At 59.9% G+C, this 13,570-nt stretch carries 19 protein-coding genes; 12 read left to right on the top strand and 7 right to left on the bottom strand.

Features of this window, described 5'->3' with window-relative positions:
* Positions 1 to 147 precede the first annotated feature (147 nt).
* The 3 genes from pagP to ACYF6X_RS15815 all read left to right on the top strand — a co-directional run bounded on the left by pagP (position 148) and on the right by ACYF6X_RS15815 (position 1,668).
* Positions 148 to 738: a lipid IV(A) palmitoyltransferase PagP gene (pagP, locus tag ACYF6X_RS15825; RefSeq protein ID WP_049202316.1), complete on the top strand. Its 591-nt coding sequence runs from the start codon at positions 148 to 150 to the stop codon at positions 736 to 738.
* 128 nt (positions 739 to 866) lie between these two features.
* On the top strand, positions 867 to 1,355 hold the full coding sequence (locus ACYF6X_RS15820) for a YjjA family protein (protein ID WP_015376789.1): 489 nt from the start codon (positions 867 to 869) through the stop codon (positions 1,353 to 1,355).
* 49 nt (positions 1,356 to 1,404) lie between these two features.
* The gene (locus ACYF6X_RS15815) at positions 1,405 to 1,668 is read left to right on the top strand and encodes a putative hemolysin (RefSeq protein ID WP_130018552.1); all 264 of its coding nucleotides are present in this window, start codon (positions 1,405 to 1,407) and stop codon (positions 1,666 to 1,668) included.
* A gap of 35 nt (positions 1,669 to 1,703) precedes the next feature.
* Here ACYF6X_RS15815 and ACYF6X_RS15810 read toward each other — a convergent pair whose 3' ends face one another.
* Together ACYF6X_RS15810 and ACYF6X_RS15805 are read right to left on the bottom strand one after the other, a co-directional pair.
* The gene (locus tag ACYF6X_RS15810; RefSeq protein ID WP_242512580.1) at positions 1,704 to 2,228 is read right to left on the bottom strand and encodes a hypothetical protein; all 525 of its coding nucleotides are present in this window, start codon (positions 2,226 to 2,228) and stop codon (positions 1,704 to 1,706) included.
* On the bottom strand, positions 2,170 to 2,460 hold the full coding sequence (locus tag ACYF6X_RS15805; protein ID WP_242512579.1) for a hypothetical protein: 291 nt from the start codon (positions 2,458 to 2,460) through the stop codon (positions 2,170 to 2,172). The genes ACYF6X_RS15810 and ACYF6X_RS15805 overlap by 59 nt, the downstream gene beginning before the upstream one ends.
* A 33-nt stretch (positions 2,461 to 2,493) precedes the next feature.
* Here ACYF6X_RS15805 and ACYF6X_RS15800 point away from each other — a divergent pair, with 33 nt between their 5' ends.
* Together ACYF6X_RS15800 and ACYF6X_RS15795 are read left to right on the top strand one after the other, a co-directional pair.
* Entirely contained in the window at positions 2,494 to 3,276 is a 783-nt protein-coding gene (locus tag ACYF6X_RS15800; RefSeq protein WP_063991168.1) for a DeoR/GlpR family DNA-binding transcription regulator, read from the top strand.
* Between the two features lie 2 nt (positions 3,277 to 3,278).
* Complete coding sequence (locus ACYF6X_RS15795; RefSeq protein ID WP_063990878.1) at positions 3,279 to 3,662, top strand: VOC family protein; 384 nt, start codon at positions 3,279 to 3,281, stop codon at positions 3,660 to 3,662.
* Here the strand turns inward: ACYF6X_RS15795 and ACYF6X_RS15790 are convergent, their stop codons facing one another.
* Entirely contained in the window at positions 3,663 to 4,571 is a 909-nt protein-coding gene (locus ACYF6X_RS15790) for a LysR family transcriptional regulator (RefSeq protein WP_063990879.1), read from the bottom strand.
* A gap of 125 nt (positions 4,572 to 4,696) precedes the next feature.
* Here ACYF6X_RS15790 and ACYF6X_RS15785 point away from each other — a divergent pair, with 125 nt between their 5' ends.
* The 5 genes from ACYF6X_RS15785 (at position 4,697) to ACYF6X_RS15765 (ending at position 7,671) form a co-directional block, all read left to right on the top strand.
* Entirely contained in the window at positions 4,697 to 5,578 is an 882-nt protein-coding gene (locus ACYF6X_RS15785) for a pirin family protein (RefSeq protein ID WP_107227160.1), read from the top strand.
* Between the two features lie 118 nt (positions 5,579 to 5,696).
* Positions 5,697 to 6,323, top strand: coding sequence for an isochorismate family cysteine hydrolase YcaC (gene ycaC, locus ACYF6X_RS15780; RefSeq protein ID WP_033653308.1), 627 nt, complete (start codon positions 5,697 to 5,699; stop codon positions 6,321 to 6,323).
* Positions 6,324 to 6,477: 154 nt separating this feature from the next.
* Complete coding sequence (locus ACYF6X_RS15775; protein ID WP_063990881.1) at positions 6,478 to 6,807, top strand: hypothetical protein; 330 nt, start codon at positions 6,478 to 6,480, stop codon at positions 6,805 to 6,807.
* A gap of 73 nt (positions 6,808 to 6,880) precedes the next feature.
* On the top strand, positions 6,881 to 7,333 hold the full coding sequence (locus tag ACYF6X_RS15770) for a thiol-disulfide oxidoreductase DCC family protein (RefSeq protein ID WP_107227161.1): 453 nt from the start codon (positions 6,881 to 6,883) through the stop codon (positions 7,331 to 7,333).
* Between the two features lie 86 nt (positions 7,334 to 7,419).
* On the top strand, positions 7,420 to 7,671 hold the full coding sequence (locus ACYF6X_RS15765) for an ABC transporter ATP-binding protein (RefSeq protein ID WP_130018550.1): 252 nt from the start codon (positions 7,420 to 7,422) through the stop codon (positions 7,669 to 7,671).
* Here the strand turns inward: ACYF6X_RS15765 and ACYF6X_RS15760 are convergent.
* The 3 genes from ACYF6X_RS15760 to ACYF6X_RS15750 form a co-directional block, all read right to left on the bottom strand.
* The gene (locus ACYF6X_RS15760) at positions 7,662 to 8,210 is read right to left on the bottom strand and encodes a GNAT family N-acetyltransferase (protein WP_130018549.1); all 549 of its coding nucleotides are present in this window, start codon (positions 8,208 to 8,210) and stop codon (positions 7,662 to 7,664) included. The two genes, ACYF6X_RS15765 and ACYF6X_RS15760, sit on opposite strands and share 10 nt — an antisense overlap.
* A 95-nt stretch (positions 8,211 to 8,305) precedes the next feature.
* Positions 8,306 to 9,052: a DUF2076 domain-containing protein gene (locus ACYF6X_RS15755; protein WP_107227163.1), complete on the bottom strand. Its 747-nt coding sequence runs from the start codon at positions 9,050 to 9,052 to the stop codon at positions 8,306 to 8,308.
* Positions 9,053 to 9,177: 125 nt separating this feature from the next.
* Positions 9,178 to 9,963: a helix-turn-helix transcriptional regulator gene (locus ACYF6X_RS15750; protein ID WP_038873182.1), complete on the bottom strand. Its 786-nt coding sequence runs from the start codon at positions 9,961 to 9,963 to the stop codon at positions 9,178 to 9,180.
* Positions 9,964 to 10,080: 117 nt separating this feature from the next.
* On the opposite strand from ACYF6X_RS15750, the gene ACYF6X_RS15745 reads away from it, so the two are divergent.
* On the top strand, positions 10,081 to 10,851 hold the full coding sequence (locus tag ACYF6X_RS15745) for a class I SAM-dependent methyltransferase (RefSeq protein WP_130018548.1): 771 nt from the start codon (positions 10,081 to 10,083) through the stop codon (positions 10,849 to 10,851).
* A 56-nt stretch (positions 10,852 to 10,907) separates the two neighbouring features.
* On the opposite strand, the gene aqpZ is transcribed toward ACYF6X_RS15745, so the two are convergent.
* Positions 10,908 to 11,603: an aquaporin Z gene (aqpZ, locus tag ACYF6X_RS15740; protein ID WP_025301712.1), complete on the bottom strand. Its 696-nt coding sequence runs from the start codon at positions 11,601 to 11,603 to the stop codon at positions 10,908 to 10,910.
* 426 nt (positions 11,604 to 12,029) lie between these two features.
* On the opposite strand from aqpZ, the gene ACYF6X_RS15735 reads away from it, so the two are divergent.
* Positions 12,030 to 13,391, top strand: coding sequence for an esterase-like activity of phytase family protein (locus ACYF6X_RS15735; RefSeq protein WP_063990886.1), 1,362 nt, complete (start codon positions 12,030 to 12,032; stop codon positions 13,389 to 13,391).
* Positions 13,392 to 13,570 lie beyond the last annotated feature (179 nt).

The following is a 13,570-nucleotide window of genomic DNA, read 5'->3' as shown; positions in this document are numbered from 1 at the left end:
ATCGGTACAGTTTGTTATGAATTATTGGGAATTTTCCGGTGCTAAACTTAACCAAAGCACAACGGGCGTTGGATAAATTAGATACAGCTTGATCTTGCCTGGGCTATCGGTAAAAATCTGCGGCCGTATTTTTACAGGAGCTTTACGATGTTTCTCAAACGGACTCTTTTGGCATGTTCTCTGGCGTTGATATTTCCTGCACTGCCTTCTTACGCTGAGGTTGGTACAGAAAGTGGCAATACCGCGCAGGCTGAAAAACCGGGTCTATGGCAGCGTTTTACCCATAACGTGGCGGAGACCTGGAACAACTCGCCTAACCACGATCTCTATATCCCGGCCATCACCTGGCACAACCGTTGGACTTACGATGATGAACATATCGATAAGTACAACGAGCGCCCGTGGGGCGCCGGTTACGGCATCTCCCGCTACGACAGTGACGGTGACTGGCACGGCATCTACATCATGGCGTTCAAGGACTCCTTCAACAAGTGGGAGCCGATCGGCGGCTACGCCTACGAGAAGATCTGGCGCCCGCTGGATGACAAGGATTTCCGCCTGGGCCTGGGCTTCACCGCCAGCGTCACCGCGCGTGACAACTGGAAATACATTCCCATCCCGGCGCCGCTGCCGCTGGCCTCTATCGGCTATCAGCGGCTGACGTTCCAGGCGACCTACATTCCCGGCACCTATAACAACGGCAACGTGTTCTTCGCCTGGCTGCGCTGGCAGTTCTAAACTTCCCGAATTCCGAAAAAAACGGCGCGGCGGCGAGATAAAAGGAACTTGTCGCCGCCGCTGGCGTCGGAAGGGTATCCCGGCGCGCTGCGCCGATCGCATGCCGTTATTACAGGAGTTTCACCACTATGATCACGAAACATCGTTTACTGCTGGCTTTGGCGCTGTCCGCTACCCTGGCCAGCGGCGCCACCCAGGCCGCCGGGCTGATGGATTCCCTCAGCAGCGCGGCGGGCGAACTGAGCAAGTCGGGCGGCGACAGCAGCGGCGGCATGTCGCTTTCCTCGTTGACCGGCCTGCTGAACGGTGGCGACAAGGCATTGAGCTCCAGCAGCATGACCAATGCCGCCGGTATCCTGCAGTACTGCGTGAAAAACAACGTGCTGTCGGCTAACGGCGCTGAAGGGGTGAAAGATCAGCTGCTCAGCAAGCTGGGCATCACCAGCACCGAAAACGCCAAGAGTCAGGATTATCAGCAGGGCCTGGGCGGCTTGCTGCAGACCGGCGAAGGCAAGAGCCTGGATCTGAACAGCCTGGGCACCTCGCAGATCACCGAGAAGGTGAAGCAAAAAGCCTGCGATCTGGTGCTGAAACAGGGCAAATCCTTTATTTCATGATCAACGAACGGCGGAGCGCTCCGCCGTTCTTTTTGCATAAGCTGGAAAAATGAAAAAAACGTTGATGCTTTCCCTGTTGGCAGGGATGACGATGTTGCAGGGGTGTTCCGTGAAATCCAACGATGCGCCGCCACCGCCGCAGGTGAAACCGATCGGCATGGCGAACCCGGCCGACGTGTACTGCACCCAAATCGGCGGCAAGCTGAATGCCAAAGAGAATGCGGCAGGCCAGTATTCCACCTGCACCTTGCCGAGTGGGCAGGAAATTGAAAGCTGGAAACTGTTCCGCCGCGATCACCCGGTGAAAAAGTAACCCTCGCGGCGCCGGCTTTTCCGCCCGGCGCCCGATCAGAATTGGCGATCCCCTATCGGCTGCAGCTGCAGGCTGCCGTCCTTCTGTAGCGTCAGCGGCATGCGCCAATCGCTCTGTTTATCCAGGTTGAACGGTCGGGAGCGGAACATGCAGCCGGTCTTGATGTTCTTGATTTTCATGACGTGTTCCGCGTCCGCATTGATTTTTATCTCGAAGCTGCCGGCGGGTGGAATAAAGACTTCCGCCAGCTGTTGCGGCGCCGTCGGCGTTTCCAGCTTGACCAGCACCGCGAAATCGTTGCCCTGATTATCCAGCGTCAGCCGATGCAGACCGGTCGCGGGTAGCCGCGTCGGCTGATGCAGATAACCGGCTGAGGCGGGCCACGGCTGCCCGGCATTGTCATGCAGCGGACCGCCGCACTGTTCACGCGCCTCGCGCAGCGGCATTTCGCGCTTTATTGCGCGGTTATAATCAGTGGGGGCGGCGAGGCTGAACTCGTCGTCATATTGGTGGGCGCGCAAATAGCGCTTGGCGCCGAGCACCCCAACGGCGATCAGCATGAAGAACAAAAATATCCTCAGGCGATTTTTGAAAATCAGCCCGAACAGCTTCCCGGGGAGTTGAAACAGCCACCTTGCGATCGTCAATAACATCGTTTTCCCTTAGCGTCCAAGCCGTTACGTCTGCGGTAACTTCGCTTGCCTCAGTATAGCCAACATCCCGCAGGCGAAAATCCTGCCCGGCGATTTTTCTTTCGCTCTGTATTGTACGTTTTTGTTTGTTTGTGTACATTTGTGATCACTTTAGCGTCACCGGATTGACATGATGTCCAAACTGTTACCGAATGAGCGCCACCAGGCCATTCTCGATGCGCTTCGCCAACAGGGGCGGGTGCTGGCCCTGGAGATGGCGCAACGGTTGAATACCACTGAAGCGACCATCCGCCGCGATCTGCGCCAGCTGGCGGCGCAGAACCTGTGCAAACGCATCTATGGTGGTGCGCTGGCGCCGACGCCGGCCGAAGGCCCCGTTGCGATGCGCATGGCGCTCAGCGGCGATGAGAAGCTGACGCTGGCGCAGACCGCGCTGGGGTTGATCGGTGAAGAGCAGCTGATCTTCCTCGATGCCGGCAGTACCCACCTGTATCTGGCGGATCTGTTGCCGCGCGATCGGCGTTTGACGGTGGTGACCAATGCATTGAGCATCGCCGGCAAAATGCTGGAACGGCCGGGGATCCGCACCATCCTGATCGGCGGTGAGCTGGATGCGCAGGTCGGCGGCTGCGTGGACGCCAAAGCGGCGGAAGAGATAGACGGTTTCCACTTCGATCTGGTGTTCACCGGCATCTGCGCCTACGCCCCGGACGGCGGCTTCTCCGCGCTGAGCTACCAGGACGCCACCTTCAAAAAGCGGCTGCTGACGCGTGCCGGCAGCGTGGCGGTGCTGTGTACCCGCGACAAGCTCAATACCTACGCCCCTTACCCCTTCCTGCCCGCCGGGCGGGTGGATCATCTGGTGACGGCGCGCGGCGCGCACCCGCAGCTCGAGCTGCAGGTGGCGCAGGGCGGCGGCCAGGTTTGGCACAGCGATTTACCGACCGGAGAATGATGATGAAAATAGCCCATGTTGCCCTGTGGACCCGTGATATCGACGCGCAGCTGGCGTTTTGGCAGCGCTATTTCAACGGTGAGGCGGGTGAGGAGTACGTCAGCCGCAACCGGCCGGGGTTCGTTTCCCGTTTCGTCAGCCTGGCGGCCGGGCCGACGCTGGAGATCATGCGCGTGCCGACGCTGTTGCCGGCACCGGCCCAGGAGGAACGGGTGGGCTGGGCGCACATCGCGCTGTCGCTGGGGGATGAACAGCAGGTCGACCGGTTGGCGCAGCGCGCACAGCAGGAGGGCATTTTGCTGTCCGCGCCGCGCTGGACCGGCGACGGCTTCTATGAGGCCGTCATCCGCGATCCGGACGGCAACGCGATCGAAATCACCGCCTGATCACTCTTCTTCAATGCTGGCGAACTGCTCGCCCAGGTAGTCGAGCAGCAGCCGCACCGCTGGCAACAAACCGCGGCGCGATGGGTAGACCGCATGCACCACGCCGCCTTGCGGTTGCCAGCCGGGCAGCAACTGAACCAGTTCGCCGCGCAGCATGTCGTCGCGCATCATCATCGCCGGCAGCTGAACGATGCCGGCGCCGGCGATAGCGGCGGTGCGCAGCATCAGCATGTCGTCGGTGACCAACCGCGGCGTGTGTTCCCACTCGACCCGCTCACCCAGCGGGCCGGTCAGCCGCCATTGGTGCTGACCGCGCGCCGGGCCGAGATCGAGCGTCGGGTATTTACGCAGGTCTTCCGGCGTACGCGCCGGCCCGAGGGTGCGCACCAGCGCCGGGCTGGCGGCGACGCACCAGGTGCGCTGCGCCAGGATCTTCAGCACCAGATCGCTGTCTTCCAGCGGCGGCGGCCGCACGCGGATCGCCAGATCCAACCCTTCGCCCACCACGTCCACCCGGCGGTTGGTGGCCTCCAGATGCACCGTCACCTTCGGATAGTCGGCCATAAAGGCCGCCACCATGCTGCCGACGCGGGTGTGCAGGATCGCCACCGGGCACGACATGCGCACCGTGCCGCAGGGCTCGGCGCGCGTCTGTTCGATCGCCTGCTGCGCCGCTTCCGCTTCCACCAGCATCGCCTTGCAGTGCGCGTAATAGGTTTGGCCGACCTCGGTCACCGAGAAACGCCGCGTCGAGCGCTGGATCAGGCGCACGCCCAGCCGCTCTTCCAGCAGCGCCACGCGGCGGCTGAGCTTGGATTTGGGAATGCCCAGCGCCCGGCCGGCGGGGGCAAATCCCTGGTGATCGACCACGCTGGCGAAAAAAAACAGATCGTTCAGATCGGTCAGCATCGTATCCCTTATCGTTCTACCAGTAGAACGCTGAGTGTACATCTTGCCTACTACTGCAGCAAACTCCGACAGATTAAACTTCTGCCATCAACTTAAGGCCGTGAGGTCTGAAACGGGAGTTCAAGATGAAAAAAATCCTCGGTATTCACAACAGCCCGGAAGCGCATTGGGTCGGTAACGGTTTCCTGGTGAATTCGCTGTTCTCTTATAACGATTTGGGGGCGGAAATGAGCCCGTTCCTGCTGCTGGATCACGCGGCGCCAACCAAATTCCGCTCTGCCTCCGGCACCCGCGGCGTGGGTCAGCATCCGCATCGCGGGTTTGAAACGGTGACCATCGTTTATCAGGGCGAAGTGGAACACCGCGACTCGACCGGCAGCGGCGGGGTGATTGGCCCCGGCGACGTCCAGTGGATGACCGCCGCCTCTGGCATTCTGCACGAAGAGTTCCATTCGCGGGACTTCTCGCGCAAGGGCGGCACTATGGAAATGGTGCAGCTGTGGGTCAACTTGCCGGCCAAAGACAAAATGGCCAAGCCGGGTTACCAGACGCTGCTAAACGCCGATATTCCGGTGGTTCCGCTGGCGGACGGCGCAGGGCAGGTGCGGGTGATCGCCGGTGACTTTGGCGGCCACGCCGGCCCGGCACGCACTTTCAGCCCGCTCAACGTGTGGGATATGAAGCTGAATGCCGGCCACACCACCACGCTGACGGTGAAAGAAGGCCATACGCTGGCGTTGGTGATGCTGCACGGCGCGATCCTGGTCAATGGCGAAGAGGTGGTGCGCGAAACCCAAATGGTGCGTTTCGACCGGGCGGGGGATTCGATCACTATCGAAGCCAACAACGACGTCGCGCTGCTGGTGCTGAGCGGCGAACCGATCGATGAGCCTATCGTCGGCTACGGCCCGTTCGTCATGAACAGCGACGCGGAAATCCAGCAGGCGTTCCGCGATTTCAACAGCGGCAAGTTCGGTAGCATGAACGCCGAAGCGACCGCCGGTTGATCCTTGGCGTCTGGGCCGGGTCGTGTTCCCCGGCTCAGGCGCTACACTTAAACCTCAACGCCCCGTCCCAGCGGCGGGGCGTTTCATCCGCAACATCAACCCCCACAGGAGTAAAACCATGACTGCAAATTACAAGCGCCTCGACAAGGACCAGGCCGCCGTATTGCTGGTGGATCATCAGGCAGGGCTGCTTTCGCTGGTGCGCGATATCGATCCCGATCGGTTTAAAAATAACGTGCTGGCGCTGGGTGATTTAGCGAAGTACTTCAATCTGCCGACCATTCTGACCACCAGTTTTGAAAACGGCCCCAACGGCCCGCTGGTGCCGGAATTGAAGGCCCAATTCCCCGATGCCCCGTTCATTCCCCGCCCCGGCCAAATCAACGCCTGGGACAACGACGATTTTGTCAACGCAGTGAAAGCCACCGGCCGCAAGCAGCTGATCATCGCCGGCGTGGTGACCGAAGTGTGCGTGGCATTCCCGGCGCTGTCTGCGCTCAATGAGGGTTTCGAGGTCTTTGTGGTGACCGACGCCTCCGGCACTTTCAATGAGCTGACGCGTCAGTCGGCCTGGAGCCGTATGGAAGCTGCCGGCGCGCAGTTGATGACCTGGTTCGGCGTCGCCTGCGAGCTGCATCGCGACTGGCGCAACGACATCGAAGGTCTGGGCACGCTGTTCTCCAACCATATCCCGGACTACCGCAATCTGATGACCAGCTACAACACGCTGACTAACGGTAAGTAACACGACGGTCCTTTACCCCACCTTTCGCCTTTCATCACGTTAGACGCGGGATGTAAGCAAAACGTAGCGGGGCGAAAAGGTAGTGAAAAGCGGCTTTCTCATGGGCCGGGGGCGGGGTAGCGTAATCCCGAACCCGGCAAATGAGGCAAATTCAATGAAACAAGCAATCAAGATCCTGGCGCTGCCCTGCATGGGCATGGCGCTGTTGTTCAGCGCGAGCGCGATGTCGGCCCCCGAGGCGCCTGCGGCCAAAGCGTTGCCGCCTGCGGCGGATGAACCGATGCGCATGCCGCCTTTCCCGGGCGGGCACCCGCCCAAGCCGGGGTTCTGCCACGGCGGTGAATTGTTCTGCGCCACCTCGGCCAGCGACAATCCGGTGGAAACCATCAACAAACTGACGGCGGTAATCCCGGCGGGCAGCGCCAAACATTACGAAGTGCGCGTCGCGGTGGTGGCCGTGCCTGACGCCCCGCCTGCGCGTTAACGAACCGTCATCCCGCTCTGGTTCGCACGCTCAAGGCGCGTTAGGCTAAGGCGTGCGTTTAACGGGAGGCGGGATGACCCCTTTATCACCATTGCCCTATCTCCAGCCCGGCGATCGCGCGCTGTTGTTCGACGGCGCATGCAATCTGTGTCACGGGCTGGTGAGGTATCTTATTCGCGCCGATCGACAGCGGCGCATTCTGTTGGCGACGGTGCAATCCGTCGAAGGGCAGGCGATCCTGCAGGCGTTGGGGTTGCCGACCGATCGTTACGATTCCGTGGTCTATGTTGAGCAGGGGCATTATTGGCTGCGTTCGGCGGCGCTGTTCCAGGCGCTGCGTCAATTGGGGTGGCCGTACCGCGTACTGGCGTTGGCGCGTTACCTGCCGCCGCGGCTGGCGGACAAGGTCTACGATGCGGTCGCCGGCAATCGCTACCGGCTGTTTGGCCGTAACGACGGCACCGATTTGCCGGGCACCGACCAGCCCGGGCGCTATCTGCCCCGGCGGCGGGAACCGCCGGCCTGAGCTTTACGCATCTTTACCATCCAACCGCTTGAAATATCAACACCCCAGCTCCATATAATGGAACGATCAGCCAACAAGGAGCGCGTATGGGAATCAGTGAAGAAGAGCACATCCGCCGTTTGACCCAGGAGAAGAACGACATGGGCAATACGGCAAAATGGGTGGCGATCGTTTCCGCCGTGTACTTTGCCTTGATGGTGTTTTACGGCCACCCGACAGGGGTGTTGGCGATGTCGGGCGCGGTGTTCATCGTTTCTACCACCACCTGGCTGAAAAAGCGTCAGAAGGTCAAATCTTACCGCATGGCGTTGGCCAAAATCAGCGACAATCAGCCCTGATAGTCGCCGCGCTTTAGCGTATACACCAGGCTCGGCGCCGCGCCGGGCACGTCATCCAGCGTATCCACACGCTGCATGCCAATTTTTTCCAGCACTCGCCACGAAGCCTGATTCTCTGCGCGCACAATGGCGGAAATCTCGCCCACCTCCAGCCCGATAAAACCGTATTGCAATGAAGCCCGCGGCATCTCGGTGGCCAGCCCCATGCCCCACACGCGGGTGTCGAAGCGATAGCCGAGGTTGACGGTGCGCTGCGCGCCGAGCGGTTTCCAGGACAACCCGCCAAACCCGATAATCCAATCCGGCCGTTCGCGCAGGGCGAGCGCCCAGGAGCCGTAGCCGTGTTGCCGCCAGCCGGCGAGCCGGTCCTGCAGCGCCGAAGCGGCCTGCGCTTCACTGGTGAGCGGGCCGGCGGGGTTGAAGCGTTGGGTTTGCGGATCGCCAAAGATGGCGTAGAAACGTTCGAGGTCCGCCATCACCGGCGGCCGCATCTGCAGGCGTTCGCTAAAAAAAGGGGCGGTAGGATTAAAGCTCTGCATCGTTTCTCCTGGCCGGATAAATGGACAGCGTTCACTGTAGTCCAGATCGGCGAAACGGGAAATCCCCCTCTGCGAGTGAGAGGGGGATAGGGGCATTACAGGAAGGAATCGTCGTCGTCGTTGTAATCGTCGTCGGCGTAGTCCGTGTCATCCTGGTCGTTGGCATTCTGGAAGGCGTTGTCCTGATTCAGGAAGCTGCCGCCGTCGCCGTTGTTGAAGGTATCAAGGTTGTTGGAGGCGTCGAAATTGCGCATCGCGCTGTCGTCCAGCGGCGCCGGGGTTTCTTCGATAATATTCACGATTTCCTGCGGCTGCGAATGGCGGAACATGCCGGTCAGCATGTCGGCCAATACCACGCCCCCGGCGACGCCCGCCGCGGTTTGCAATGCTCCACCCAGGAAGCCGCCGGCGCGCGAAGGCGCCGCCTGCTGCGGTTGGGCATAGGCAGGCTGCTGCGGCTGCGAGTAGCCCCCCTGCTGCACGTTGTTCCAGGCCGCCGTATTTTGCTGCTGCGCCTGATACTGTTCACGCGGGCTTGGCGTACTGCGGCTGCCGCCGCCGAACAGGCCGGCCAGGAAGCCGCCGCTGCTCTGTTGGCCGTTGGCGGTTTGCTGCAGCTGCGCGACCTGGGCTTCCAGCTCTTTGACTCGCTGGTCCATCTGTTTGAGCGCCGCTTCCTGAATGATCATCGCCTGCGCCATGTAATAAGGGGCGGAAGGCTGCTCGCGAATATGCTGATTAATTTGCTGTTCTGCCTGGAGATCCCGTGGGCCCGTCTTGGTCTCGGCTTCTTTCAGGCGGCCAAACAGACCATCGATAAGGCGTTGTTCTTCGGATTGCATAGGCGTACCTCGGGAGATAAAAAACGGTGCTGGATGATCGTTGTCATCGGTAACAATCACCCTAGCGCGTTTACATGAACCAATAAATAAATGGCGGGTAAACCTGTCTATGAATTTGTTACCAATTACGGCAGCGGGATCAGCATCACCAGCTTCAGACCGCCGTGCTCCGCCGGATGGAAGGTGAGCTGGCGATAGCGCAGCGCACCTTGCTGAGGGTGCTCGAACGCGCGCTCGCCGCCTTCGCGCGCCATCACGTCATGCTGTTTCCACCAGTGATTAAAGTCCGCGCTGTTGTGCGTCATGTTGCGCACGAAGGCGCGCATCTCTTCAGTGTTTTGATGATGGCTGGTTTCGGCGCGGAATTCGGCCACCACGCGGCGAGCGCGCTCTTCCCAATCGCTGACCAGCGTTTTCGCCAGCGGGTGGAAGAACATGAAGTGCAGCAGATTGGGGCTGTTGGCCACATCTAGCCAGCCGCTGAACAGCGCCGCCGCCTGTGGGTTCCAGGCGACGACGTTCCAGGTCACGTCCAGCAGGTAGCAGGGCACCGTCATCTGGTGCACGCTTTGCAGCACCGCGTCGTTGGCGGTTTCTCGGTGCGTTTCCTGCTCGGGGTCGGCGACGCGCGCCAGGGTAAACAGGTAGTGGCGTTCGGCGGGGCCGAGCCGCAGCGCCTTGGCGATGCGTGCCAACGTATAGGGGGAAATGGACACCTCGCGGCCCTGTTCGATCCAGGTATACCAGGTGGCGCTGATGCCGCTGATTTGCGCCAGCTCTTCGCGCCGCAGGCCGCTGGTGCGACGGCGCGAGGAACTGGGCAGGCCTAGCATTTCCGGCGTGATGCGTTCGCGGTGCGCGCGCAGGAAAGCGCCGAGGGCCTTTGGCCCGGATAAGGCTTCTGATGACATAGCGTGGTACCTATTTATACCAGGATAACTGCTCATATTGTACCCGTATAGTAGCCTGATTATAGTAGCCGAAAGCCTTCAGGCACAGGCGCAAGCCGGATAATAACGGGAGCAAACATGAGCATCAGCAACAGCCATAAAAACGCAGTAGACCGGCAGTTCGGCGAGCAGGCCAACGCCTACTTAACCAGCGCGGTACACGCGCAGGGCAAGGATTTGCAACGCCTTGCACAGTTACTGGAACCGCACGCCAGCGCGCGCCTGCTCGATCTGGGCTGCGGCGCCGGGCATGCCAGCTTCACGGCGGCGGCCAGGGTGGCGCAGGTGGTGGCCTACGATCTGTCGGCGCAGATGCTGGCGGTGGTGGAGCAGGCGGCGGCGGAAAAAGGCCTGAACAACATTCAGCTGCAGCAGGGCGTGGCGGAGTCTTTGCCGTTTGAAGACGCCGGCTTCGATCTGGTCATCAGCCGCTATTCGGCGCACCACTGGCACGACGTCGGCCAGGCGCTGCGTGAGGTCAGGCGGGTACTCAAGCCGGGCGGCAGAGCGATCTTGATGGACGTGGTCTCGCCGGGGCATCCGCTGTTGGATATCTACCTGCAAACCGTGGAGGTGCTGCGCGACACCTCACACGTGCGCAACTATGCGCCGGGCGAGTGGCTGGCATTATTGACCGAGGCCGGGCTGGTGGTGCGCGGGGTGACGTCGGATCGGTTGATGCTGGAGTTTGGCAGTTGGGTGGCGCGTATGCGCACGCCGGCGCATTTCGTGACCGCGATCCGTGCGCTGCAGCAAAGCGTGTCGCAGGAGGTGGCGGCGCACTTCGCCATTCAGCCGGATGGCTCCTTTACCAGCGATATCATGATGTTTGAAGTGACGAAGGGCTGAAAGCAACGGGGCAGCCGATGAAGGCTGCCCCGTGAAACGCTTCGGCTGCGATGCGCTTATTTTTTGTCTTCCAGCAGGCAGCGGTAGATCAGGCCGCCGATAATGCCGCCGACCAGCGGCACCAGCCAGAATACCCACAGCTGCTGCAGCGCCCAGGTGCCCTGGAAGATCGCTACGCCGGTGCTGCGCGCCGGGTTGACGGAGGTGTTGGTCACCGGGATGCTGATCAGGTGGATCAGGGTCAGCGTCAGGCCGATCGCCAACGGGGCAAAGCCTGCCGGCGCGCGCTTATCGGTCACGCCATGAATAACGATCAGGAAGAAGGCCGTCAGCACCAGCTCAATCACGATTGCTGATTGCAGAGAGTAACCGCCTGGAGAGTGTTCGCCGTAACCGTTGGAGGCGAAACCGCCTGCGGTGGCGTCGAAACCGGCTTTGCCGCTGGCGATCAAATACAGCACCGCCGCTGCGGCGATACCGCCGATCACCTGAGCGATAACGTAAGGGATCACGTCTTTCGCCGCGAAACGGCCACCGGCGAATAAGCCGACGGTGATCGCCGGGTTAAAGTGCCCGCCGGAAATATGGCCGACGGCATAGGCCATCGTCACCACGGTCAAACCGAAAGCGAGCGCGACGCCGAGGAAACCAATACCCAGTTGTGGGAATGCCGCTGCTAATACTGCGCTACCACAACCACCAAACACCAACCAAAATGTGCCAAAAAATTCGGCAAAAAGTCGCTTTGACATAGATTCCATCCTGCGGAATTGACTAACGGGCGTTAGCACTAAAAACTATAGAACAGCTTTTTCAGTTCATGCAGATATTCTATAGAATTTTCTTAATGCACCTTGAATAACGGCGGTATTAAATCCCCGGTATTTTATTTTGTCTATGAGAAAAACACCGTTTTTTGCCGTGCCGGCGCGTGTTTGCCGTTTTTTTTATCTTTGCCATAAGAATTTACCCTAAGCGTAATGGTGGGCTATTTTCGGGCGATTTTTTCCAGCGGTTTTCTCCATTCAATACGCTCAGGTTAATTGCTAATTTCTATTTGCCAGCCAACCTTATTACCGATTGTGCATTTGACGAATGGCCTGTTGTCATCTAAGTGTCATGCTAAATTAATATCTTCTTCTGCCTGATAACGCTTCATTCAACCTCGGGTAAAAACCATGAAAATAAAATCGCTCTCCCTGCTGTTGGCTTCACTGTTTCCTGTATTGGCTCACGCTGCCGACATTGAGGTGGCGCGTTATGTGGTCGGCTTCCCCGGTGGGGAACGCGTCGCCTATCAGGGGGCGTTCGCCAAGAATTTCCCGCAGGGACTGCCGGTGGGGATCGGCTCAGGGCTGACGTTCAATCGCAAGCAGGGCGACGATCTGGTGCTGACGACGTTGACCGATCGCGGCCCGAATGCCGATGCCCCTGCGGTGGGCAAGCAAGAAGCCAAGATTTTCGCCAATCCGCAATTCGTGCCCCTGTTGATGGACATTCGTATTGGCGGCGGCAAGGCCGTGGCCGAGAATGCGCGGCCCTTGCATGACGAAAAAGGGCCGATCAGCGGGCTGCCGCTGCCAGGCGAGCTGATTGGTTCCACGAATGAAGTGGCGTTGAATGATGCGTTGCAACCACTGTCCGGCGATCGCCGCGGGTTAGATACCGAAGGCATCATCGGTGACGGCAACGGCGGCTATTGGCTGTGTGACGAGTACGGCCCGTTTCTGATCCATGTCGACGGTAAAGGTAAAATTCTCGCCAAATACGGCCCAACGCCGCAGGCCGGCGAGCAGGCGGTGGCGAGCGGTTTGCCGAACATCCTGAAGTGGCGCCAGCCCAACCGCGGTTTTGAGGGGCTGACCCGAATGCCGGATGGGCGCATTCTGGCGGCGGTGCAGAGCACGCTGGATGTCGATGGCAAAAGCAAAAACAAGGCGCAGTTTACCCGGCTGGTGAGCTTCGATCCGCGCAGTGGCAAAACCGCCATGTACGGCTATCCCATCGATATCGATAGCTATAAAAAAGCCAAAGACGCCAAGATTGGCGATGTCGTGGCGTTGGACAATCAGCGCATCCTGTTGATTGAGCAAGGAACCGGTAAAGACAAGACGATGATCAACAAGATCTATCTGGTGGATCTCGCGCAGGCCAGCGATCTGAGCGCGTTTGACGGCCAGGGGAAAGCGCTGGAGTTCGACGATGCGAAAGATCTCGCCAAACGCGGCGTGAAGCTGGCGCAGAAACGGGAAGTGGCGGACCTGCGCCAGTTGGGCTGGCGCCAGGAGAAAGCGGAAGGATTGGCGCTGATCGACGATCGCACGCTGGCGGTGATCAACGACAACGATTTCGGCTTGCAGGCGAAGCTGGTGGATGCGTCGCCAAAGAGCAAGAAAATCGGTGACTATCAGCTGGAGAAAGAAGGGCGGTTGAGCCTCGACGGCGACAAGACCGACGCCCGCATCGAATTGCGCCCGCTGGAGCAGCCGGAATCGCTGAGCGAGCTCTGGGTGCTCACCTTGCCGCAGCCTTTGAAGTGACAAACAGCGGGGGCGATAGCGCCCCCGTCAGGCCGTTGACAAAGGAGGAAAAAACGTGGTTTTTCCTCCTTTGTGGCCATCAGCCGAAAATCAATAAATTGATTTTCCTTGTTTTTTTATCCGCTGCTCTCTGCAAACCCGGCAATGGCATGAGGTTTGTCATCAATCTCACAGCGGGG

The organism is Serratia sp. ID 25-353 (genome assembly GCF_054792795.1).
The sequence above is the reverse complement of the archived record's forward strand: the minus strand, read 5'-3'. Positions and strand labels throughout refer to the sequence as shown.